22 protein-coding genes, 1 tRNA gene and 1 pseudogene are annotated in these 20,846 nt (G+C 71.4%); 9 read left to right on the forward strand and 15 right to left on the reverse strand.

Going from position 1 to position 20,846, the window contains the following annotated elements; translation table 11 throughout:
- The first annotated feature begins 1 nt into the window (after window position 1).
- The 3 genes from OG447_RS08595 (at window position 2) to OG447_RS08605 (ending at window position 2,478) form a co-directional block, all read left to right on the forward strand.
- Window positions 2-1,579, forward strand: coding sequence for an amidohydrolase (locus OG447_RS08595; RefSeq protein WP_266935877.1), 1,578 nt, complete (start codon window positions 2-4; stop codon window positions 1,577-1,579).
- On the forward strand, window positions 1,576-1,806 hold the full coding sequence (locus OG447_RS08600; protein WP_266935878.1) for a hypothetical protein: 231 nt from the start codon (window positions 1,576-1,578) through the stop codon (window positions 1,804-1,806). Before OG447_RS08595 ends, OG447_RS08600 begins: the two co-directional genes overlap by 4 nt.
- A 192-nt stretch (window positions 1,807-1,998) precedes the next feature.
- Window positions 1,999-2,478: a GNAT family N-acetyltransferase gene (locus tag OG447_RS08605; RefSeq protein ID WP_266938806.1), complete on the forward strand. Its 480-nt coding sequence runs from the start codon at window positions 1,999-2,001 to the stop codon at window positions 2,476-2,478.
- A gap of 67 nt (window positions 2,479-2,545) precedes the next feature.
- On the opposite strand, the gene OG447_RS08610 is transcribed toward OG447_RS08605, so the two are convergent.
- From OG447_RS08610 to OG447_RS08650, 9 genes and pseudogenes are all read right to left on the reverse strand, one after another.
- Window positions 2,546-3,724 (reverse strand): acetylornithine transaminase, encoded by a 1,179-nt coding sequence (locus OG447_RS08610; RefSeq protein ID WP_266935879.1) that lies wholly within the window; start codon window positions 3,722-3,724, stop codon window positions 2,546-2,548.
- Window positions 3,721-4,638 carry an acetylglutamate kinase gene (argB, locus tag OG447_RS08615; protein WP_266935880.1) on the reverse strand — a complete coding sequence of 306 codons (918 nt, stop codon included), beginning with the start codon at window positions 4,636-4,638 and terminating at the stop codon, window positions 3,721-3,723. Before argB ends, OG447_RS08610 begins: the two co-directional genes overlap by 4 nt.
- A 77-nt stretch (window positions 4,639-4,715) precedes the next feature.
- Window positions 4,716-5,867, reverse strand: a complete 1,152-nt coding sequence (argJ, locus tag OG447_RS08620; RefSeq protein ID WP_266935881.1) for a bifunctional glutamate N-acetyltransferase/amino-acid acetyltransferase ArgJ — start codon at window positions 5,865-5,867, stop codon at window positions 4,716-4,718.
- Window positions 5,864-6,907: an N-acetyl-gamma-glutamyl-phosphate reductase gene (argC, locus tag OG447_RS08625; protein WP_266935882.1), complete on the reverse strand. Its 1,044-nt coding sequence runs from the start codon at window positions 6,905-6,907 to the stop codon at window positions 5,864-5,866. Before argC ends, argJ begins: the two co-directional genes overlap by 4 nt.
- Window positions 6,908-6,982: 75 nt before the next feature.
- On the reverse strand, window positions 6,983-7,651 hold the full coding sequence (locus OG447_RS08630) for an isochorismatase family protein (protein ID WP_266935883.1): 669 nt from the start codon (window positions 7,649-7,651) through the stop codon (window positions 6,983-6,985).
- A 108-nt stretch (window positions 7,652-7,759) separates the two neighbouring features.
- The gene (locus tag OG447_RS08635) at window positions 7,760-8,479 is read right to left on the reverse strand and encodes a siderophore-interacting protein (protein ID WP_266935884.1); all 720 of its coding nucleotides are present in this window, start codon (window positions 8,477-8,479) and stop codon (window positions 7,760-7,762) included.
- Window positions 8,480-8,504: 25 nt separating this feature from the next.
- Window positions 8,505-9,233: a DUF2470 domain-containing protein gene (locus OG447_RS08640; RefSeq protein ID WP_266935885.1), complete on the reverse strand. Its 729-nt coding sequence runs from the start codon at window positions 9,231-9,233 to the stop codon at window positions 8,505-8,507.
- A 185-nt stretch (window positions 9,234-9,418) separates the two neighbouring features.
- Entirely contained in the window at window positions 9,419-9,778 is a 360-nt protein-coding gene (locus tag OG447_RS08645; protein WP_266938807.1) for a hypothetical protein, read from the reverse strand.
- A 282-nt stretch (window positions 9,779-10,060) separates the two neighbouring features.
- Window positions 10,061-10,363, reverse strand: a pseudogene (locus tag OG447_RS08650) (hypothetical protein); the annotation flags it as partial.
- Window positions 10,364-10,417: 54 nt separating this feature from the next.
- Between OG447_RS08650 and OG447_RS08655 the strand changes: the two are divergent.
- Both OG447_RS08655 and OG447_RS08660 read left to right on the forward strand, forming a co-directional pair.
- Window positions 10,418-11,332 (forward strand): ATP-grasp domain-containing protein, encoded by a 915-nt coding sequence (locus OG447_RS08655; RefSeq protein WP_266935886.1) that lies wholly within the window; start codon window positions 10,418-10,420, stop codon window positions 11,330-11,332.
- 1,032 nt (window positions 11,333-12,364) lie between these two features.
- Window positions 12,365-12,580, forward strand: a complete 216-nt coding sequence (locus tag OG447_RS08660; RefSeq protein WP_266935887.1) for a hypothetical protein — start codon at window positions 12,365-12,367, stop codon at window positions 12,578-12,580.
- A 10-nt stretch (window positions 12,581-12,590) separates the two neighbouring features.
- Here the strand turns inward: OG447_RS08660 and OG447_RS08665 are convergent, their stop codons facing one another.
- From OG447_RS08665 to OG447_RS08675, 3 genes are all read right to left on the reverse strand, one after another.
- Window positions 12,591-12,731 carry a hypothetical protein gene (locus OG447_RS08665; protein WP_266935888.1) on the reverse strand — a complete coding sequence of 47 codons (141 nt, stop codon included), beginning with the start codon at window positions 12,729-12,731 and terminating at the stop codon, window positions 12,591-12,593.
- Window positions 12,732-12,842: 111 nt separating this feature from the next.
- A tRNA-Pro gene (locus tag OG447_RS08670) sits at window positions 12,843-12,916 on the reverse strand.
- Between the two features lie 134 nt (window positions 12,917-13,050).
- Window positions 13,051-13,989, reverse strand: a complete 939-nt coding sequence (locus tag OG447_RS08675) for a metallophosphoesterase (protein ID WP_266935889.1) — start codon at window positions 13,987-13,989, stop codon at window positions 13,051-13,053.
- A gap of 68 nt (window positions 13,990-14,057) precedes the next feature.
- Here OG447_RS08675 and OG447_RS08680 point away from each other — a divergent pair, with 68 nt between their 5' ends.
- Window positions 14,058-14,519, forward strand: a complete 462-nt coding sequence (locus tag OG447_RS08680; protein ID WP_266935890.1) for a GatB/YqeY domain-containing protein — start codon at window positions 14,058-14,060, stop codon at window positions 14,517-14,519.
- A gap of 134 nt (window positions 14,520-14,653) precedes the next feature.
- Here OG447_RS08680 and OG447_RS08685 read toward each other — a convergent pair whose 3' ends face one another.
- Window positions 14,654-16,966, reverse strand: coding sequence for a transglycosylase domain-containing protein (locus tag OG447_RS08685; protein ID WP_266935891.1), 2,313 nt, complete (start codon window positions 16,964-16,966; stop codon window positions 14,654-14,656).
- A gap of 397 nt (window positions 16,967-17,363) precedes the next feature.
- Between OG447_RS08685 and OG447_RS08690 the strand changes: the two genes are divergently transcribed.
- Window positions 17,364-17,714, forward strand: coding sequence for a WhiB family transcriptional regulator (locus tag OG447_RS08690; protein WP_266935892.1), 351 nt, complete (start codon window positions 17,364-17,366; stop codon window positions 17,712-17,714).
- Window positions 17,715-17,743: 29 nt separating this feature from the next.
- Here the strand turns inward: OG447_RS08690 and OG447_RS08695 are convergent, their stop codons facing one another.
- Together OG447_RS08695 and OG447_RS08700 are read right to left on the reverse strand one after the other, a co-directional pair.
- The gene (locus OG447_RS08695) at window positions 17,744-19,072 is read right to left on the reverse strand and encodes an ArsA family ATPase (protein ID WP_266935893.1); all 1,329 of its coding nucleotides are present in this window, start codon (window positions 19,070-19,072) and stop codon (window positions 17,744-17,746) included.
- The gene (locus OG447_RS08700; RefSeq protein ID WP_266935894.1) at window positions 19,069-20,052 is read right to left on the reverse strand and encodes an ArsA-related P-loop ATPase; all 984 of its coding nucleotides are present in this window, start codon (window positions 20,050-20,052) and stop codon (window positions 19,069-19,071) included. The genes OG447_RS08695 and OG447_RS08700 overlap by 4 nt, the downstream gene beginning before the upstream one ends.
- A 72-nt stretch (window positions 20,053-20,124) precedes the next feature.
- Between OG447_RS08700 and OG447_RS08705 the strand changes: the two genes are divergently transcribed.
- Both OG447_RS08705 and OG447_RS08710 read left to right on the forward strand, forming a co-directional pair.
- Window positions 20,125-20,286, forward strand: a complete 162-nt coding sequence (locus OG447_RS08705) for a DUF4177 domain-containing protein (protein WP_007264966.1) — start codon at window positions 20,125-20,127, stop codon at window positions 20,284-20,286.
- The gene (locus OG447_RS08710) at window positions 20,283-20,756 is read left to right on the forward strand and encodes a RidA family protein (RefSeq protein WP_266935895.1); all 474 of its coding nucleotides are present in this window, start codon (window positions 20,283-20,285) and stop codon (window positions 20,754-20,756) included. Before OG447_RS08705 ends, OG447_RS08710 begins: the two co-directional genes overlap by 4 nt.
- Window positions 20,757-20,846: the final 90 nt, after the last annotated feature.

Consider the following 20,846-nt stretch of genomic DNA (forward strand, 5'->3'; position numbering starts at 1 on the left):
CATGCTGTGCACGAGGCTGACGAACGCGCGCATCCTGACCATGGACCCGGACCGTCCGGTCGCCCATGACCTGGGCATCTGGCGGGGCCGGATCGTGGGCCTGGACGAGGCCGTGACCTCGCTGCCGGCCCGCGAGGTCATCGACCTGCAAGGCGCCACCGTGCTGCCCGGGTTCATCGACAGCCACGTCCACCTGACGTGGACCGGGCTGAAGGCGAGCACCCCGAGCGTCGCCCCGTGCCGGCGGGCCGAGGACGTGCTCGCGGTCGTGGAGGAGGCCGCCCTGCGCAAGGACCCGGCGGCCTGGGTCGACGTCATGGGCTACGACCAGCGGGCGCTGGGCCGTCATCTGACCGCCGCCGAACTGGACCGGGTCAGCCACGGCCGCAAGGTGTTCCTGCTGCACGACTCGGGACACGGCTGCGTCGTCAGCAGCGCCGTACTGGACCTGCTCCCCGCCGAAGTCCCGCACCAGGAAGGCTTCCTGGCGGAGAGCGCCATGACGGCCGCGCGGCGGCTGCGCCTGCCCTACTCGCAGACGGAGATAGCCGACGCGGTCGAACAGGCGGCGCGCGTCTGCCTCTCCGAAGGGGTGACCGCCGTCGCCGAAGCGGGCATCGGAGGCGGCCTGCTGGGCAACAGCCCGGTGGAACTCGGCGCCTACCAGCTGCTGCGCGACCAGGGCCGGCTGCCCCTGCGGGTCCAGCTCATGGCGGCGGGCGACACCCTCCGCCCGCTCGCCGCACACCAGGACGACGGCATTCCGCGCGCCCTGGACCTCGGCCTGCGCACCGGCTTCGGCGACGAGTGGCTGTCCGTGGGCGCGCTGAAGATCTACACCGACGGCGGGATGATGGCCCGTACCGCCGCGCTCACCGAGCCCTACACGGGCATGGACCACACCGGGGAGCTCCAGGACGACCCCGACCGGATCCTCGACCTCATCGTGGACGGCCACCTCGCCGGCTGGCAGCTCGCCGTCCACGCCATCGGGGACCGCGCCGCCGACCTCGCGCTCGACGGGCTGGAGCGGGCGCAGAAACTGCGGCCCCGCCCGGACGCCCGGCACCGCATCGAGCACGCGGGCCTGATCCGCCCCGACCAGCTGCCGCGGTTCGCGCGGCTCGGCGTCAGCGCCGTGGTCCAGCCCGCGTTCCTGTACTCCTTCGGGGACGACTACTCGGCCGTGATGGGCGCGGAGCGGGCGCCGTGGATGTACCGGGGCCGGGGCTTCCTGGACCACGGGGTCACGCTGGTCGGCAGCTCGGACCGGCCCGTCACCGACGGAGCGCCGCTGCGGGCCGTCCAGTTCATGGTCGAGCGGGCCTCCGCCTCCGGCCGGCCCGTCGGCCCGGACGAGGCCGTCACGGTGGAGGAGGCGCTGCGCGCGTACACGGTCGCCGGTGCGTACGCCTGCCGCTGGGACGACGGCGCGGGTAGCCTCTCACCGGGCAAGCGCGCCGACTTCGTGGTGCTGGGGGACGATCCGCGCGCGGTGGATCCGTCCCGGATCGCGGGGATCGAGGTCGTGGCGACCTTCGTGGACGGCCGCGAGGCGACGGAGGGCAGCAAACTGTGAGCACGGACGTGGAAGCGCTGGAGCGGCTGCTCCCGCTGTGGCAGGCCCCCGCGTTCCCGCCCCGCTGGGTGATCTGGCAGGCGGGCCGGGACGAGGTCATGGTCTTCGACCGGGAGTTCAACATCCCCGTGGACGTGGACGACGCGGCCCTGGCCGAGGTCCTGCGCCGGATGCGCGAGGCCGGGGCGCCGGAGAGCGCGGACTACCCCGGCCGGGCGTGCGGTTAGGCCGTCTCCGGCTACTGCCGGGTACGAACCCTGCTGCCGGCCGGGCGACTTGGCCGATGGCTTAGGTGAGGCTAGCCTTACTTCGAACGTTCCTCCGGGTACGCGGCGATCCTGCCGTCCTCCGCGCCCGGCGGAACCCGAGGAAGGAACGCCTTGATCACGGCCCCGCCGCGTCCCGCCGCGCTCGCCACGCTGCCGCTCCGCGCACCCCAACTGCCCGGATTCCCCCCGTTCTCCGTCCGTCCCGCGCGCCCCGGCGACGGCGCCGCGCTGGCCGCGCTCTCCCGGCCCTTCGTCCGCGCGGGAGCGCTCCGCGAGCGTCCGCTCTCCCTCTACCTCGCCCAGGCGGCCGACTTCCTCGTCGCGCAGGCCCCCGACGGAACCCTGGAGGGCTGCCTCGGGGTACGGGTCCACCCCGCGGCGGGCGTCCTGTACAACTTCTGCGTCGCCCGGCACCGGCAGGGATCGGGCATGGGGGCCCGGCTGCTGCAGGCGGCGTTCGCCGCGGCCCGCTTCCGCTCGGTGGAGACGCTGTTCACGGCGACCACCGGCAGCGGCCGCCTGTTCCTGAGCCATGGTTTCCGCCCGGCCTCCCCGAACCAGGCCCCGGCCGCCTGGGCGGACTCCCTGGACCCGCGCCGAGGCGCCCGGGTCCTGGCCCGCGCCCTGTGACCGCAGCATGAAGGGGCGGGTCCCTCACCGGGACCCGCCCCTTCGTGCTGCGTACGGCCGCCGAGGCTCAGGCGTCGAGGATCGCGGGCAGCGCGCCCACCAGGGCGTCGGCCTGATCCGCCGTCACCGTCAGGGCCGGGGCCAGCCGTACGGTGGCCGGCCCCGCCGCGTTCACCAGGAACCCGGCGTCCTGCGCGGCCCGCTGGACCCGTGCGGCGACCGGCTCGGTGAGGACGATGCCCAGCAGCAGCCCCGCGCCCCGCACTTCACGGACCAGCGGGTGCTTGAGTCCCTCAATGCCGCCGCGCAGCCGCTCACCCACCCGCAGGACGTGCGCGAGCAGCCCCTCGGACTCGACGGTCTCCAGCACGGCGAGTCCGGCCGCGCATGCGATCGGGTTGCCGCCGAAGGTGGTGCCGTGCTGGCCGGGGGTCAGCAGGTCGGCGGCCGGGCCGAAGGCCACCGCGGCGCCGATGGGCAGTCCGCCGCCCAGCCCCTTGGCGAGGGTGACCACGTCGGGGTCGATCCCCGGTTCCGCCTGGTGCGCGAACCAGTGGCCGGTGCGGCCGATCCCCGTCTGCACCTCGTCCAGTACGAGCAGGGTGCCCGTGGCCCGGGTGATCTCGCGGGCGGCCCGCAGGTAGCCCTCGGGCGCCGGGATGACCCCGGCCTCGCCCTGCACCGGTTCCAGGAAGACCGCGGAGGTCCGCTCGGTGACGGCCACGCGCAGCGCCTCCGCGTCTCCGAACGGCACGTGCGTCACCTCCCCGGGCAGCGGCAGGAAGGGGTCGCGCTTGGCCGGCTGGCCGGTGAGGGCCAGCGCCCCCATGGTGCGCCCGTGGAACCCGCCCTCGGTGGCGACCAGATGGGGCCGTCCCGTACGGCGGGCGATCTTGAAGGCGGCCTCGGCCGCCTCCGCGCCGGAGTTGGCGAAGAACACCCGTCCCGGCCTGCCCAGCAGCCCCAGCAGGCGCTCGGCCAGCTCGACCGGCGGTCCGGAGACGAAGAGGTTCGACACGTGCCCCAGCCGGGCCACCTGCCCCTGGACGGCCTCGACCACGGCCGGGTGGGCGTGCCCGAGGGTGTTGACCGCGATCCCGCCGGTGAAGTCCGTGTACGCCCGCCCGGACTCGTCCCAGACCGTGCTGCCCTCGCCCCTGACCAGGGCCAGCGGGGGAGTGCCGTAGGTGTCCATCATGACCGCGCTCCAGCGGTCCGCGAGCGGTGGGCGGGGGTCGGCGCTCACGCGACGGTCTCCTCGTTCTCGTTCTCGGTCTCATTCCGGTCCCCGGGCCGCTGCCCGGGCTCCGCGTCGGGGACCACCGTGGTCCCCGAGCCGCCCTCGGTGAAGACTCCGGCCAGCAGCGCGTGCGGCACCCGGCCGTCGATGACCTGGGCCCTGCCCACGCCCGCCCGGACGGCCCGCAGACAGCCCTCCATCTTGGGGAGCATGCCGCTCGCGAGTTCCGGCAGCAGTGCGTCCAGTTCGGCGGCCGTGAGGCGTTCGATCACCTCGGTGCTGCGCGGCCAGTCCGCGTACAGCCCCTCGACGTCGGTCAGGACGACCAGCCGCTCCGCCCCGAGGGCCACGGCCAGCGCCGACGCCGCGAGATCGGCGTTGACGTTGTAGACCTCGCCGTCCTCGCCCCGCGCGATCGGCGAGATCACGGGGATGCGGCCCTGGTCCAGCAGGGCGCGGACCGTACCGGGGTCCACGTCCACCACCTCGCCGACCAGGCCGATGTCCACCGGCCGGCCGTCCACCCAGGCCGGCCGCCGTACGGCGGTCATCGTGTGCGCGTCCTCGCCCGACATCCCCACGGCGAAGGGCCCGTGGGCGTTGAGCGCGCCGACCAGCTCCCGCTGGACCTGCCCGGTCAGCACCATGCGGACCACCTCCATGGTCTCCGGGGTGGTCACCCGCAGACCCGCCTCGAAGCGGACCTCCAGGTCCAGGCGGTCGAGCATGGCGCTGATCTGGGGTCCGCCGCCGTGCACGACGACGGGCCGCAGCCCCGCGTGCCACAGTTCCACGACGTCCTGGGCGAAGGTCCGGTGGAGCGAGGGGTCCACCATGGCGTTGCCGCCGAACTTGACGACGACCGTGCGGCCCTGGAGCTCCTCCAGCCACGGCAGGTCCGCCGCGGCCGGTCCGGCCACGGCTGCGGCCCCGCCCGTGCCGCGCTGTCCGGCGGCCGTTCCCGTACGCGCTGCGGCTCGCGTCGTGCCCGCCCCGTTCACGAGCTGTACGCGCTGTTCTCGTGGACGTACTCGGCCGTCAGGTCGTTGGTCCAGATCGTCGCGCGGGCGTCCCCCGAGCGCAGGTCCACGGTCACGGTGATCTCGCGGCCCGACAGGTCGACCTTGTCCCGGGACTCGCCGGCCGCCCCGTCGCGGCAGACCCACACGCCGTTGATGGCCACGTCCAGCCGGTCGGGGTCGAAGACGGCGGAGGTGGTGCCGATCGCGGACAGCACCCGGCCCCAGTTCGGGTCCTCGCCGTGCAGCGCGCACTTGAGGAGGTTGTTGCGGGCCACCGACCGGCCCACCTCCACCGCGTCCTGCTCCGAGGCCGCGCCGACGACCGCCACTTCGATCTCCTTGGAGGCGCCCTCGGCGTCCGCCACCAGCTGCCGGGCCAGGTCCGCGCACACGGCGCGCACGGCCTCGGTGAACTCCGCCGTGTCCGGTACGAGGCCCGAGGCGCCGGAAGCGAGCAGCAGCACCGTGTCGTTGGTGGACATGCAGCCGTCCGAGTCCACCCGGTCGAAGGTGGTGCGCACCGCGTCGCGCAGCGCCGGGTCCAGGACCTCCGCGCTCACGTCGGCGTCCGTGGTGAGGACGACCAGCATGGTGGCCAGCCCGGGAGCGAGCATGCCCGCGCCCTTGGCCATGCCGCCGACGGTCCAGCCGTCGCGGGCCACGGCGGCGGTCTTGTGCACGGAGTCCGTGGTCTTGATCGCGACGGCCGCGTCCTCGCCGCCGTCGGCCGACAGCAGGCCCGCGGCGGTGTCGATCCCGTCCGTGATCCGGTCCATGGGCAGCCGTACGCCGATCAGGCCGGTGGAGCACACCGCGACCTCGTCCGGGGCGGTGTCCGTGGCCCGGGCGGTCCGCTCGGCCATCACCTGGGTGTCGACGGCGCCCGCGGGTCCCGTACAGGCGTTGGCGCCGCCGGAGTTGAGGACGACGGCCGAGAGCAGGCCGTCGGCGAGCACGCGCCGGGACCAGTGCACGGGCGCCGCCTGCACGCGGTTGGAGGTGAAGACGCCGGCGGCGGCGCGGGACGGTCCCCGGTTCACCACCAGGGCCAGGTCGGGATCACCGGATTCCTTGATTCCGGCGGCCACACCGGCTGCCAGGAATCCACGGGCGGCGGTCACGCTCACGGAGCCACTCCATTCGTGGGCAGGCCCAGCCGTTCCGGCAGGCCGAGGGCGACGTTCATGCTCTGCACCGCGCCACCCGCGGTGCCCTTGGTCAGGTTGTCGATGGCGCTCACGCAGACCAGCCTGCGGGCGTCCGGGTCCACGGCTATCTGCACCTGGGCGGTGTTGGAGCCGAGCACGGCCGCGGTGGAGGGCCACTGCCCGGGCGGCAGCAGCCGGACGAACGGCTCGTCGCCGTACGCGGCCGCGTACGCCTCCCGCACCTCCTGCTCGGCGGTGGCGCTGTCGGCCACCTCCGGGCGCAGCCGGGCGGAACAGGTCGCCAGGATGCCGCGGGGCATGGGCGCCAGCGTCGGGGTGAAGGAGACCGTCACGCGCTCGCCCGCGACACCGGACAGGTTCTGGGTGAGCTCGGGGGTGTGCCGGTGGCCGCCGCCGACCCCGTACGGGCTCATGGAGCCCATCACCTCGGCGCCGAGCAGCTGAGTCCTGAGCGCCTTGCCGGCGCCCGAGGTCCCGCTGGCCGCGACGATCACCGCCTCGGGCTCGACCAGGCCGGCCGCGTAGGCGGGGAACAGGGCGAGGGTGACCGCGGTCGGGTAGCAGCCGGGTACGGCGATCCGAGTGGCGCCCTTCAGCGCGTCCCGGGCGCCGGGCAGTTCGGGCAGGCCGTAGGGCCAGGTGCCGGCGTGCGGGGAGCCGTAGAACCGTTCCCAGTCGGCGGGGTCGCGCAGCCGGAAGTCCGCGCCGCAGTCCACGACGAGGGTGGTGGGGTCCAGCTCCCGCGCCAGCGCAGCCGACTGGCCGTGCGGCAGGGCGAGGAAGACCACGTCGTGTCCCCCGAGCGAGGCGGCGGAGGTCTCCACCAGCTCGCGGTCGGCGAAGGCGGACAGCTGCGGCTGCACGGAGCCGAGCAGCCGGCCCGCGCTGGTGTGGGCCGTCACCGCGCCGATCTCCACGCCGGGATGCGCCGCCAGCAGGCGGAGGATCTCCCCGCCCGCGTAGCCGCTGGCACCTGCCACCGCGACCCGTACGGTCATGTTCTTCCGTCTCTCTCGATCCGTGCGAGGGCAGCGTCATCGTCCGCCCCCGGGGTTCCCGTACCGGGTACGCCCTCAGGCGTCCCGGTGAACGTCTCGCGCCGCTCTGCCGAGCAGCAGGTCGCGCAGGAGGGCATCGGTCGTGCACACCACACCGCTGCGGGCGGCCCACCGCAGGGCCATGGCGTGTTCCTCGGCGGAGAAGTCGGCCACCGCGTCGGCGACGACGAAGGGCTGGATGTCGTTCATGAAGGCGTCGGCAGCCGTCAGGAGTATCCCGAGGTGCGCGTACACCCCGCAGACGATCAGCTGGTCGCGGCCCTCGTCGCGCAGGAGCCGTCCGAGGTGGCTGCGGAGGAAGGCGTTGTGGCGGACGTTGGCCATCAGGTGCTCGCCCGGCCGCGGAGTGAGCGGGCCGATGATCGCGGCGGCATCGGGTTCGCCCTCGATGCCGGGGCCCCAGACGTCGGCGACCAGTCCGCGCTGGCCCGGCGGCTGGGCGGCGGGCTCGGCACTGAAGACCACCGGGATGCCGAGGCTTCCGGCGAGCGCCCGCAACGCCGTTATGTTGTCGACGAGTTCCATCACCGGGGACCGCTCCGCCGGCAGCGGACCCACGAAGTGGTTCTGCATGTCGTGGATCAGCAGGGCGGCGCGGTCGGGGTCGACGGTCCAGGAGGCGCAGGAGAGGGGCAGGGCGGAGCGTTCGGGCATGGGGTAGGAGCCGATGGCCGGCAGGCCCATGGTGAATCCCTCCCCCTGATGGCGTCCGTGCGCCCGCTTCTCGATCGAGATTTAGCTTAGCCTAACCTAAGTTGGCCGCTTCAAGTTAGCAGCCCGGGTGCCTCCTGCCTATGCCGTCCGCCAGTACCCGAGCGCGTACAGCCGCTCCTTGGGCACCCCGAGGTCCTTGCGTGCGAAGGCGGCAAGGCTCCGGGTGGTCGCGGTGTCGCAGGCGATCCACACGAACGCGCCGGGCTCCAGGCGCTCCGGCAGCTCCGCCCGCACCGTCTCGACCAGCTGCGCGCCGGCCCGCTCCCGCGGTACGTGGATCACCTCGCGGCCCGGGCCGGCGCGGCGCGGGGTCCCCTGCGCCTGCGCGGGGTCCGCGCTCTCGAACCAGATGGTCGCCGGGGTCGAGGGCATCGATTCCAGCAGGGAGTTGATGGCGGGCCGCGAAGCCGGGTCGCCGACGACGAGCAGCCGGGACGGCAGGGGGTCCGGCGGGGCGAACCCCGTGCCCTGGAGCGTCGCCTCGATCGTGTCGCCGGGCCGGGCGGCGCGCGCCCAGTCGCTCGCGGCTCCGGGGTGCAGCGCGAACTCCATGCTGAAGGTCCCGGTGGCGGGCTCCGGGTCGACCAGCGTGTACCCGCGCTGGTGCGGCCGTCCCTGGTGCTCGAACCACAGCCGCACCCACATCGTGGGGTGGACGCCCGCGGCCTCCAGCATGCCCCCGTCGCTGAAGCTCAGCCGGTGCAGGTGATCGGATATCCGCTCGTTGGACCGGACGGTGAAGGTGAAGTCCTTGCCGCGCAAGAGCTTGAGGGTGATGCCCTGCCAGCCGTGTCCCATGGTTCCCCCTGGTGTTCGAATGGGTTCAGTGTCGCGCGGGGGACTGGTTGCGGTGCGCACACCGGCGGGGCGCCGTCAGCAGCTGCCGGACCTGCTCGCCGGCCTCGGCCGCGTCCCGCGCCGGGACCGGGAAGAGGAGGCGCAGGTCGCAGTGGCCGGTTCCGTACTCGCAGCGCAGGGTGATGCCGTGGCGGTCGACGGCGAACGGGAGCGCCCGGCGCACACCGGCGGGCACCCGCGACCCGGCCAGGCCGAGCAGCTCCGAGACCATGTCCTCGTGGGCGCCGGCGAGATGCGTCAGCATCCCGGCCTCCTCGACGGCGAGCGGGTCGGGGGCGGCGAGGGTCACCTCGTCGAGCCCTACGTCCGCCACCCCTGCCGCGGTGCGCAGCACCACGCGCGCGGTGTCGAGCCGCAGGCGCTCGCCGTCGCCGTCGCTGCCCGCCGGGGTCAGCCAGCCGGAGATCGTCACCCTGGCCCGTACCCGGTCGCGTACCGCGGTCGGCGCGATGTCGGTGAACTCCAGCAGGGCGGCGAGGCTGCCGCGCGGCGCGACGGCGATCCGGGCCGCGAGCGGGCCGTCCGCCGGAGGGTGCAGCGTGATCCGGCCCTTCGCGTCGACGGAGTGCATGCCGATCAGGTCGTAGCTCTGCCCTTCCGTGGTGAGGGACAGCGAGACCGCTCGCGCCAGCACGGAGCGCACGCGCTCGGCGGCCGTCGGCTCGGGCAGTGCGGTGCCTGCGGCAGCGTTCACGAGAACTCCTCGCGGTGCGGGCGGGATCGGGGCCTCGGCAGCGGCGCAGGCCCCAAGACCCCTCGGTTGAGGTAAGGCTAACCTAACCTGCCGTAGGGGGTGCGTCCAGGGGTGTCCCGGCGCCACTGAGCACGGACACCGCCGACCCCTTCCCGTGGGGCCGCACCTTCCCCGCCCCGTCCAGATCAGCTGGTCTGCCGGCGCAGTACGTCGGCCACCTGTGACGCGCGGTACGACGGTCCCTTGAGGACCTTCCCGTCCTCCCGGAGGACGGGGCGGCCGTCGGGTCCGAGCTTGGACATGTTGGCGCGATGGACTTCGGCGAGCACGGCGTCGAGATCGATGCCGTGTGCGACGGCGGATCCGTACGCCGTGTAGACCACGTCGGCCAACTCATGGGCGATGTCCACGAGTCGCCCGGCCTCCGCCACCTCGGCGACCTCCTCCTCCAGCAGCGCCTGGCGATGCCTGGCCAGCGCCGGTGAGACGGTGGCGGGGGCGGATCCGACGTCCAGGCCGAAGGCCCGGTGGAATTCCCGGACCAGGTGCTGCGGGGTGGTGGCGGTCGTACGTTCCGCGTCCGGCGTGGCGTGGCCCGACGGGGTCCCGTGTGCCCGGTCCGGGCGGTAGGTGCGGCGCTGCTGGTCCAGGAACTCGCGGCGCTGCCGGTCCGGAGACCTGCGGCGCAGTGCGAGCACCGAGTTGTGGCCTCCGAAGCCGAAGGAATTGCTCAGGACGAGGTCCCCGGTGGTCGCCAGCGTGCGCGGCACCTGCGTGACCACATCCAGGCCGCACTCGTCGTCGGGGTTGTTGTCGCACCCGATCGTGGGCGGGACGCAGCCGTGGTGGAGCGTGAGGGCGGCCACCACGGCTTCCACCGCGCCCGCGGCGCCCTGCAGATGACCCAGATTGCCCTTGACGGCCGTCACCGGGATGCCCGGCGCCGAGGCGTCGCGCTCACTCAGGAGACGGCGCAGGGCCGTGGCCTCGGCGAGGTCTCCCTCCTTGGTGGCGGTGGCGTGCGCGTTGATGTGGACGATGTCGGCCGGGCCCGATCCGGTGGCCGGCCCGACGCCATCATCTGCGGATCCGAGCCCGGGGTGGAAGCGTTCGACGCCCTGGCGGCCCACTGGGGCTTGCGCCCGAACTCAGGCTCCTCGGAAGCCCGCAGGGACAAGTTCCTGATGCAGAGCCGCCTGCGCGACGCGGGCATCCGGTACATACCGCACTACAAGGCCTCCGACACCGAGTCCATCGTCGAATGGTGCGCGGGCAGCGGTCTGGCCGAGTACGTCGTGAAGCCGGTGAAGTCGTTCGCCACCGACGGCGTCTTCTTCTGCTCGACCCTGGACGAGGTGCGCACGGCCTGCCGACGGCTCTTCCAGCGCGCCGACTTCTCCGGTCAGGCCATCGTGGAAGTCCTCGTCGAGGAACGCGTCATGGGACCCGAGTTCGTGGTCGACTCGGTGTCCCTCGACGGTGCGCACTTCGTCGTCGACATGTTCCGCTACGCCAAGGAGAGCGTCGACGGGAATCCCGTCTACCGCGCGATGTCGTCGGTGGAGATCGACGAGCACCCGGGCCTGGTGGCCTATGTGGAGCAGGCCCTGACCGCGCTGGGGATCGAAAACGGTCCCGCCCACAGCGAGGTCATCCTCACCGAGGACGGACCGGTCCTCATCGAGACGGGCGCCCGTATGCACGGAGGCCAGGGCCCGAACCTGGTCGAGGCGTCCTCCTCGCACTCCTTGATCGACCTGGCCCTGGCCTCGCGCGTGGCGCCGGACGACTTCCTGCGCCGGACCAAGGAGCGGCCGACACTGCGGCAGGCCGTCGTCGAGTGCTTCCTGTTCTCGCCCGCGGCAGGCACGGTCGGCGCGAACCGGGTACGGGAGACCTGCCGCGAACTCGACAGCTACCTCTTCGACACCTGCGACCAGGCCCCGGGCGACCGCATCGAGAAGACGACCGACCTGATCACCTCGTACGGCCGTGTCATCCTAGGCAACGCGGACCCCACGGCGCTCGTACGCGACATGGAGCGCGTCCACGACCTGGACCGCCGGGGCGCCCTCCTCGACGTCGTCCCGGACGCGTAACCTCGAAGCCGGCCCCAGCGGCTCCCAAGACAGGGCAAACGCCGAACAGGGGCCTGATCCACTGAGTGGACCAGGCCCCTGACCTGGTCTTACGAAGTGGTGAGGTCCGCGACAGCCGCCTTAAGGTTGCCCGCTGCCGTCTTGTGCTGGGACCGCCCACTCGGTGGCCGTCGGCGCACTTGCAGGGTGGTAGACGACCTTCGAGGGACGCTGGTCCTTGGGTACGGGGAAGGGGATTTTTCCGCGCAGACAGTCTCCCGCTTTGACCACTGTGGGCATCGTTGGATACTCCGGCTTGGGCAAGTCGCCCCCGTTCAGGCCGGTTACCTGCACCCGAGTGCCGTCGGGGAAGGCCAGGGACCAAGGCTGTTGATCGCTCATGATGTCGGGTCCCTGCCTGTTGCACACCTTCACGTCGACGGCAGCCCACACGCCGTTCTCTACGCCGAGGCCTTCCCCTGGCGGCTCAACTCCCTTGACCGGCTGCTGGTAGGTCAAGACAGCCGTCGTGCCGCTTGGCAGTCCTTGGGCGCCTCCTCCCCACGTGGTTTCCTGGCCAAGTTGGAGTGGGGTGGCTGCTGTGCTCTGTGTCGGACTCGGCAGTACCGCCTTGGACGACGGGGAGCTGGGGGCCACATCAGGCGAGTTCGTGGCTCCCGAGCATGCGGTCAGCCCAACGAGCAGGCATGCTCCGAGGGCGGCGGTACGGATGTGCATGGTCCCCCTAAGACGCTCTTGCGCAGGGGAGCGATCCTGCCGCTTGTCGGGCCATGTGACTCCGACATCGGGGAATCTGATGCGGTGAGCGCGGGCCGGCCGTCGTGGATGGTGACCCTCACTTCTTGCCCTGATTCTTGCTCCGGCCAGGGCCTTAACCGGGTTAAGACGCTCTGACCTGCGGTCGAGCGGTCAGCCGTTGTCACCCTTGGCCGCCCTTGGCCACCGTCCCATGGCCCAGGGCCGGCCCGGCGGCTATGCGGGCACACCCGAATCTCAGCGGCGTTCATTCCAGTGTTGTGCGATCTTGCTGCCATGAACGACAGCTCCCCGGCCCCCATAACCGTCGCCGACAACTACATCTTCGCCTGCCGCATCCTGCTGGGCATCAAGACCCTTCGGGAACACCTCGGGTGCCCCCTCCAGGACGCTTTCATTGCCTTCACCGAGCGCTACGAGGTCCTGCGCCGCGAGAGCCCCGACCGCTCCTCCCTGACCCCTGAGGAGTGCTGGGAGGGCTTCCACTCCTGATTCGCGACGGTCAGAGACCCGACTCACGGAAGCCGCGCCGGATGATCGCCCCTTCGAAGACCAGGGCTGGGACCGCCTCGCCGCGGGTGACCAGGGGACAGAGATAGGGGCTCGTCTTCCGCCCGGTGATCCAAACGGGGGCGACTGTCATGGACAGCATCTTCCGGAGCGCCGCGAACCCGTAGTCACGCAGATGGATACGCACGCAGAAACAGGTGAGGCACCTACTGTGACAGTAGGTGCCTCACCTGGTACTACAGCGTCGGGGTGGCGGGATTTGAACCCACGACCTCTTCGTCCCGAACGAAGCGCGCTGCCAAGCTGCGCTACACCCCGATCGCCGCCTTGCAGCGGTTGCTGTCCTGGCGACATCGATTACTTTAGCGGACCTCTCGCCGGAGACGAAATCCGGTTTTCGCGGAGGAGGCCCCCCGGGGCCTGTGGAAGGGCGTGGCAGTCGCCGGGCGGCGCTAGGCCTTCGGTGTCAGCGTCAGGAGTGTCGCCTCCGGGGGACACGCGAAGCGGACCGGGGTGAAGCGGTTGGTGCCGCAGCCCGCCGAGACGTGGAGGTAGGCGCGGTGGCCGCCGCTCTCGTGCGTGGAGAGGCCCTTCACCCGCTTGGTGTCCAGGTCGCAGTTGGTGACCAGGGCGCCGTAGAAGGGGATGCACAGCTGACCGCCGTGCGTGTGCCCGGCGAGGATCAGCGGGTAGCCGTCCGCCGTGAAGGACTCCAGCGTGCGCAGGTACGGGGCGTGCACCACGGCCATCGAGAAGTCCGCGTCGGCCTCCGGGCCGCCCGCCACCTGCTCGTACCGGTCCCGCTTGATGTGCGGGTCGTCCAGTCCGGTGAAGGCGAGCTCCATGCCGTCCAGCTTCAGGCGTGCCCGGGTGTTGGTGAGGTTCAGCCAGCCCGCCGTGTCGAAGGCGTCCCGCAACTCCTCCCACGGGTTGTGGACCGCGCCGACGACCGGCTTGTTCCCGTTCAGCCCGTGTCGGCCCTGGGCCTTCTCCAGCAGGTAGCGCCCGGGGTTGCGCAGCCGCGGCCCGTAGTAGTCGTTCGACCCGAAGACGTACACGCCGGGGAAGTCCATGAGCGGGCCGAGCGCGTCCAGTACCTCGGGCGCGCCCTCGGTGTCGGAGAGGTTGTCCCCGGTGTTCACGACGAAGTCGGGGCGCAGCCCGGCCAGGGACTGGAGCCAGGCGCGCTTCTTGCGCTGCCCGCGGACCATGTGGATGTCCGAGACCTGGAGTATGCGCAGCGGGCGCATCCCCGGGGGCAGGACGGGCACCGTGATCCGGCGCAGGCGGAAGGACCGCGCCTCGAAACCGGCGGCATAGGCCACTCCCGCTGCCCCCACCGCCGTGATCCCGGCGGCCGCCTTCAGGGGTACTCCGTAACGCGCACGCATGGCCCCATCGTCGCAGACCCGGAAAACGGACGGGCGCCAGCGCCCCGGTACCTGGCAGACTCGGGTGCATGACCACGCTGAAGGCCAAGCTCCAGGAAGACCTCACGACCGCCATCAGGGCGCGCGACGAACTGCACTCGTCCACGCTGCGCCTGACCCTCTCCGCCATCACCAACGCGGAGGTCGCGGGCAAGGAGGCGCGCGTGCTCTCCGACGAGGAAGTCCTCAAGGTGATCGCCAAGGAGGCGAAGAAGCGCCGTGAGGCCGCGGAGGCCTTCGCGCAGGGCGGTCGTCCCGAGCAGGCCGCGCGGGAGACCGCGGAGGGCGAGTTCCTCGACACGTACCTGCCCAAGCAGCTCACCGACGAGGAGCTCACGGCGATCGTGACGCAGGCCGTCGAGGAGGCCAGGGCGGCGGGCGCCGAGGGGCCGCGGGCCATGGGCGCCGTCATGAAGATCGTGAACCCGAAGGTCGCGGGGCTGGCGGACGGCGGCCGCGTCGCCGCCGTCGTCAAGCAGCAGCTCGCCTAGCCGCAGCTCGCCGAGCGGCAGCCTTTCGCGCCGCTGCTTTCCCAGAAGTCCAGAAGTCCAGAAGTGGGGAGGGCCCCAGCCGGATCCGGCTGGGGCCCTCCCCACTTCTCTGCTGGTGCTCTGGTGCTGGTCCTCTAGTCCTCGTCGCGTCCGCCGATGAGGCCCGGGAACCCCGGGAACTGGCCCGGGTCCTCCGGGTCGTCCCCGGTGCCGCCCGTGCTGCCGCCGGTGGCTCCCACGGTGGTCCCGGCGGCCGTCTGCCCGCCGGGGCGTCCGCCGGGCTTGCCGTCGCCGCCCGGCTTGCCCGGCTTCGCGGGCCGGCTCGGGCTCGTGGTGGGCCGGCCGCCGTTGCTGCCGGCGCCCGGGACCACCGGATCCGGGATGCTGACCGTGGTGAAGACGGGGGCCTCGCGCCCGGCCAGCGCGCCCGTGACCGCGTCCTTCCAGATCGGACCGGGCAGACCGCCGCCGAAGACCTTGTCGTAGTTCTTGCCGCCGATCTCGATGTTCTCCATCGAGATCTTCTTCGCGCCGCCCGAGCCGACCCACACCGCGCCGGAGATGTTCGGGGTGTAGCCCACGAACCAGGCGTTGTGGCGGGAGTCCGTCGTACCGGTCTTGCCCGCGTTGTCGCGGTCGGTCAGGCCGGCCCGCTCACCGGTACCGGAGTCGACCACCCCGCGCAGCAGGGTGTTGACGGTGTCCGCCGTGGTCTGCGACATCGCCCGGTCGCACTTGGACTTCGGCACCGCGAGCGCCTTGCCGTGCGCGTCGGTGATCGACTCGATGGCGACCGGGGTGCAGTAGACCCCGCGGTTGGCGAAGGTGGCGTACGCGTTGGCCATCGTCAGGGGGGACAGCTCGGCGGAGCCGAGCGCGATGGACGGCGCCTCGGGCAGCTTGGTGCCGGCAGCCGGGACGACGCCGAGCTTCTGCGTCATCTCGATCACCGGGCAGAGCCCGATCTCGCCGATCATCTCGACGAAGTAGGTGTTGATGGACTTCTCCATCGCCGTCCTCAGCGCGTACGGACCGATCTCGTCCTCGGTCTCGTTCTCCGCCGTCGCGAGCTTCCCGTTCTCCGGCAGGTTCACCCACTGGCTGCCGTCGCACTTCGGGATCGGGCTCGGGTAGTCCATCTTGTTCGGCGCCCCGTACACCTTCGTGGGCGGCATGCCCCGCTCCAGCGCCGCGGCCGCGATGAACGGCTTGAAGGTGGAGCCGACCTGGAAGCCGAAGTTCGAGCCGCCCACCCGCTTGTCGACGGAGTAGTTGATCACCGTCTCGTTCTTCCCGAAGCCGTACGGCTTGGACTGACCCATCGCCAGTACCCGTCCGGTGCCCGGCTGGACCATGGTCACGGCCGTGGAGATCGAGTCCTCCTGGTAGACGTGGTCCTTGATCGACTCGTTCGCCGCGTCCTGCGACTGCGGGTCGAGGGTCGTGCGTACCGTCAGACCGCCCTGGTTCCAGACCTTCGCCCGCTCCTCGCGCGTCTTGCCGAAGGCCGCTTCGGTAAGGAAGGAGTTCTTCACGTAGTCACAGAAGAACCCGGCGCCCTTGACCGCGGTGATGCAGCCGTTCTTCGGCTTGGTCACCTTCAGGGTGACCGGCTTCGCCTTCGCCGCGTCCGCCTCCGCCTGCGAGACGTCCTTGATGTCGGCCATCCGCTGGAGGACGAGGTTGCGGCGCTTCATCGCCTCCTGCGTGTCGTTCACCGGGTCGTAGCGGCTCGGCGACTGCACGAGGCCCGCCAGCAGCGCGGACTCCTCCAGGGCCAGGTCCTTGGCCGGCTTGCTGAAGTAGCGCTGGGCCGCGGATTCGATTCCGTAGGCCTGCTGGCCGAAGAAGGTGATGTTGAGGTAGTTCTCGAGGATCTTCTTCTTCCCGAGCTCCTCCTCGACCTGGATCGCGTACTTGAGCTCGCGGATCTTGCGGCCGAGGCTCTTCTCCTGGGCCTCGCGGACCTTGGTCTCGTCGTCGCCGGCTTCCTCGACGAACACGTTCTTCACGTACTGCTGCGTGAGCGTGGAGGCGCCCTGTGCGGCGCCGCCCTCCTGCGCGTTGCGGTTGACCGCGCGCAGGATGCCCTTGAGGTCGACCGCGCCGTGCTCGTAGAAACGAGAGTCCTCGATCGCGACGATTGCCTTCTGCATGTACGGGGAGATCGCCGTGAGCGGGACCACCTGCCGGTCGCGTGAATAGACGGTGGCGATCAAGCCACCCTCCGCGTCCAGAATCGTGGTCCGCTGGCTCAGCGGCGGAGTCTTGAGATTGGCCGGGATCTCATCGAATCCCTCGACCGTGCCCTTGGCCGCCAGCCCCAGGGCGCCTGCGGCCGGAATCGCCATGCCGGCCAGCACAACTCCGGAGAGAACGGACACCCCGAGGAACTTGGCGGCCTGCTGGCTCCCCGTGAGCCCGCCGCCCGAGCGCTTCTTTCCCATGGAGGGCAGCCTACGTTCTCATTCGCCGGACACGCGCGAATGCCTTGGCCTAAGCTGTCCCCAACTGTCACAGCAGTGCGGTCCGACATCAACCCCGCGGCTTGATTTTCACCCTTCCCGAATGGGGTGGACTCATGTCCGAATCTCGCCGCCCGCTCTGACCGCACCATGCCGACGCCTTACCGATTCCATCCGAATTGCCGGAATGGTCGGGCATGTCGCCGGATCACTCCGTCGGGTGATCTGCCGCTTACCCATAGTCCGTTCGGACCATTCAAGATTGGGCCCGTCGGGGGTGTTGCGCCGTGCTCGCCTTCCGTAACGTCCTCAACTGGCAGCGGTGAATATGCCGCTACCGCCGTGGGGGAGCCTCGATTCGGGAGAGGACGGCGCCGGGATGGGCTGGGTTACCGACTGGAGTGCGCAGGCAGCCTGCCGCACTACCGATCCGGATGAACTGTTCGTACAAGGAGCAGCACAGAACAGGGCCAAGGCGGTGTGCACCGGTTGTCCGGTGCGGACCGAATGCCTGGCCGACGCGCTCGACAATCGTGTCGAGTTCGGTGTGTGGGGCGGAATGACCGAGCGGGAACGACGTGCGCTGCTGCGCCGGCGTCCCACCGTCACCTCGTGGCGACGGCTGCTCGAAACCGCCCGCACGGAGTACGAGCGCAGTACGGGCATCCTCACCATGGATGCCGACACGGAGGTCGACGTTCCGTACGAGACGTACGCGGCAGCCGGGTAACCACCCGCGCGCCACGTCGTACGAAACGCCTACGCTCCGGCCGGAACCCCGGCCGCGAGTCGTTCTCCGATGGCCCGAAGCCCGGCGAGGTCGTGCACATCGCCGGGCAGGGCGGCCACCGCGGCCACCGCCACTTCGGGATGCAGTGAGGTGAAGCGGTCGCGGGTGCGCTGCTCACGCGCGATCACCTGCATCCGTTCCGCGTGCAGGCGAAGCAGTCCTGCCGTGATCGCGTCCACCGCGGTCTCGTTCAGCGCGGTCTCGTTCAGCGTGATCTCGTCCAAAGTGATCTCGTCCACGTCGGCCGTGAGGCCTTCCGTGCTGGGGGAGCCGGTCTCGGGGGAGCCCGCGGCCGAGTCACGAAGTCCAGCTTTCCCGGACTCCTGATCGACAATGCGGCGCTCTTCAAGATTCTCTGCGGCGGCCAACGCCCGTTCGGCGGACAGCTGGTCGGCGCCGCTCCCGTGGACCCTGTTGAGCACCAGCCCGGCCAGCGGCATGCCCTCGGCAGCCAGCCGCTCCACGAAGTAGGCCGCCTCGCGCAGGGCGTCCGGCTCGGGCGCCGCGACCACCAGGAAGGCCGTACCGGGAGCCTGGAGCAGCTGGAAGGTCGCGTCCGCGCGGGTGCGGAACCCGCCGAACATCGTGTCCATCGCGGCCACGAAGGTCTGCACGTCCTTCAGCAGCGAGGCGCCCATCAGTTTGCTGAGGGTGCCCGTCATCATCGACATGCCGACATTGAGGAACTTCATCCCCGCCCGGCCGCCCACCTTCGCCGGAGCCATGAGCACCCGGATGAACTTCCCGTCCAGGAAGGACCCGAGCCGTTTCGGCGCGTCCAGGAAGTCCAGCGCGGACCGGCTCGGCGGGGTGTCGACGATGATCAGGTCCCAGTCGTCCCGGGCCCGCAATTGGCCCAGCTTCTCCATCGCCATGTACTCCTGCGTGCCCGCGAAGCCGGCCGACAGGGACTGGTAGAAGGGGTTCGCCAGGATGGCCCGGGCCCGCTCGCCGTCCGCGTGCGCCTCGACGATCTCGTCGAAGGTCCGCTTCATGTCCAGCATCATGGCGTGCAGTTGACCGCCGTCCGCGCCCACGCCCACGACCTCGCGCGGGGTGTTGTCCAGCGAGTCGATGCCCATCGACTGCGCGAGCCGCCGCGCCGGGTCGATGGTGAGCACGACCGCCTTCCGCCCGCGCTCTGCCGCCCGTACGCCCAGTGCCGCGGCCGTGGTGGTCTTGCCGACCCCGCCCGCCCCGCAGCACACGATGATCCGGTTCCCCGGGTCGTCCAGCAGCCGGTCGACCGCCAGCCACGGCGGAGTGTCCAGCCCCATGGTGTCCACCCCCTCGCTCATTCGGCCACCGACTGCTTGCGCAGGTCCTTGGCCAGCGCGTACAGCCCGGCCAGGTCCACCCCCGTGCCGAGCAGGGGGAGTTCGTACGTCGGCACCCGCAGCCCCTTCAGTACGGCGCGCTGCGCGCGCTCCAGCTCCACCCGGCTCGCGTGCTCCGCGGCCTGGTCGAGCAGCGGCTCCACCAGCCGTTCTGCCAGCCCGCCCCGCCGGGCCCCGCCGAGGCCCGCCCGGGACAGGGCCTTGGCCACCTCCGCGCGGTGGCCGTCGGCCGCGGCGCGCAGGGTGTCCTCGTCCAAGTGGTGCGGCCGGACCATGTTGACCACGACCCGACCCACCGGAAGCCCGGCCTCCGTCAGCTCCGCGATACCGTCCGCGGTCTCCTGGACGGGCATCTCCTCCAGCAGCGTGACCAGGTGGACGGCCGTCTCGGGGGACTTGAGCACCTTCATCACGGCCTGGGCCTGGTTGTGGATCGGCCCGAACCGGGCCAGCCCCGCCACCTCGTCGTTGACGTTCAGGAACCGGGTGATCCGCCCGGTCGGCGGCGCGTCCATGATCACGTGGTCGTAGACGAACCGTCCGGCCTTGTCCTTGCGCCGTACCGCCTCGCACGCCTTGCCGGTCAGCAGGACGTCCCGCAGCCCGGGCGCGATGGTCGTCGCGAAGTCGATGGCGCCGAGCTTCTTGAGGGCGCGTCCGGCCGAGCCGAGCTTGTAGAACATCTGGAGGTAGTCCAGCAGCGCCCGTTCGGCGTCGATGGCGAGCGCGAAGACCTCACCGCCCCCGCCGGGCGCCACGGCGATCTTCCGCTCCTCGTAGGGGAGTGCCTCGGCGCCGAAGAGCTGCGCGAGCCCCTGCCTGCCCTCGACCTCCACCAGTAGAGTCCGCCTGCCCTCGCGTGCGAGGGCGAGCGCGAGTGCCGCGGCGACCGTGGTCTTGCCGGTGCCGCCCTTGCCGCTGACCACCTGGAGCCTGCTCACAGCGTCCGAGCCTAACCACTCGCCTCTCGGGGCGCGCATGAGGCCCGCACGAGAGGTACTACCCTCGCTCCCATGACCAAGAAGTTCGAATACGCGACCGTCCCCCTGCTGGTCCACGCCACCAAGCAGATCCTGGACACCTGGGGCGAGGACGGCTGGGAGCTCGTCCAGGTCGTGCCCGGGCCGAACAACCCCGAGCAGCTCGTGGCCTACCTCAAGCGGGAGAAGGCATGAGCGGCGCCGTCGAGGCGAAGCTGGCCGCACTCGGCCTGACCCTCCCCGAGGTCGTCCCGCCGCTGGCCACCTACCAGCCGGCCGTGCGCTCGGGCGTGTACGTGTACACCGCGGGCCAGCTCCCGATGGTCAAGGGCAGCCTGCCGGTCACGGGCAAGGTCGGCGCCGAGGTCTCGGCGGAGCAGGCCAAGGAACTGGCCGCGACCTGCGCGCTGAACGCCCTGGCCGCCGTCAAGTCGGTGATCGGCGACCTCGACAAGATCGCGCGTGTCGTGAAGGTCGTCGGCTTCATCGCCTCGGCCCCCGACTTCACCGGCCAGCCGGGTGTGCTCAACGGCGCCAGTGAACTCCTCGGCGCCGTCCTCGGCGACAAGGGCGTCCACGCCCGCAGCGCGGTCGGCGTGGCGGTCCTCCCGCTGGACGCCCCGGTCGAGATCGAGATCCAGGTCGAGCTGGTGGCAGGAGCCTGAGCCTCTGCTCACCGGAGGGGCTGGACTGATCCAGCCCCTCCGGCGTTTGAGGAGCGGGGTCTGGGCGGAGCCCCAGGAGGCCGGGCCGCA

This window comes from Streptomyces sp. NBC_01408, assembly GCF_026340255.1.
GTDB lineage: Bacteria > Actinomycetota > Actinomycetes > Streptomycetales > Streptomycetaceae > Streptomyces.

What these genes read in the sequence shown, in the direction of transcription:
- OG447_RS08685 (WP_266935891.1), bottom strand. Translation starts at nt 16,966, where the DNA reads ATGGGAAAGAAGCGCTCGGGCGGCGGGCTCACGGGGAGCCAGCAGGCC.
- OG447_RS08665 (WP_266935888.1), bottom strand. Translation starts at nt 12,731, where the DNA reads ATGACAGTCGCCCCCGTTTGGATCACCGGGCGGAAGACGAGCCCCTAT.
- OG447_RS08675 (WP_266935889.1), bottom strand. Translation starts at nt 13,989, where the DNA reads ATGCGTGCGCGTTACGGAGTACCCCTGAAGGCGGCCGCCGGGATCACG.
- OG447_RS08630 (WP_266935883.1), bottom strand. Translation starts at nt 7,651, where the DNA reads ATGGGCCTGCCGGCCATCGGCTCCTACCCCATGCCCGAACGCTCCGCC.
- OG447_RS08635 (WP_266935884.1), bottom strand. Translation starts at nt 8,479, where the DNA reads ATGGGACACGGCTGGCAGGGCATCACCCTCAAGCTCTTGCGCGGCAAG.
- OG447_RS08705 (WP_007264966.1), top strand. Translation starts at nt 20,125, where the DNA reads ATGACCAAGAAGTTCGAATACGCGACCGTCCCCCTGCTGGTCCACGCC.
- OG447_RS08655 (WP_266935886.1), top strand. Translation starts at nt 10,418, where the DNA reads ATGCAGAGCCGCCTGCGCGACGCGGGCATCCGGTACATACCGCACTAC.
- OG447_RS08690 (WP_266935892.1), top strand. Translation starts at nt 17,364, where the DNA reads ATGGGCTGGGTTACCGACTGGAGTGCGCAGGCAGCCTGCCGCACTACC.
- argC (WP_266935882.1), bottom strand. Translation starts at nt 6,907, where the DNA reads ATGACCGTACGGGTCGCGGTGGCAGGTGCCAGCGGCTACGCGGGCGGG.
- OG447_RS08660 (WP_266935887.1), top strand. Translation starts at nt 12,365, where the DNA reads ATGAACGACAGCTCCCCGGCCCCCATAACCGTCGCCGACAACTACATC.
- OG447_RS08695 (WP_266935893.1), bottom strand. Translation starts at nt 19,072, where the DNA reads ATGAGCGAGGGGGTGGACACCATGGGGCTGGACACTCCGCCGTGGCTG.
- OG447_RS08710 (WP_266935895.1), top strand. Translation starts at nt 20,283, where the DNA reads ATGAGCGGCGCCGTCGAGGCGAAGCTGGCCGCACTCGGCCTGACCCTC.
- OG447_RS08680 (WP_266935890.1), top strand. Translation starts at nt 14,058, where the DNA reads ATGACCACGCTGAAGGCCAAGCTCCAGGAAGACCTCACGACCGCCATC.
- OG447_RS08595 (WP_266935877.1), top strand. Translation starts at nt 2, where the DNA reads ATGCTGTGCACGAGGCTGACGAACGCGCGCATCCTGACCATGGACCCG.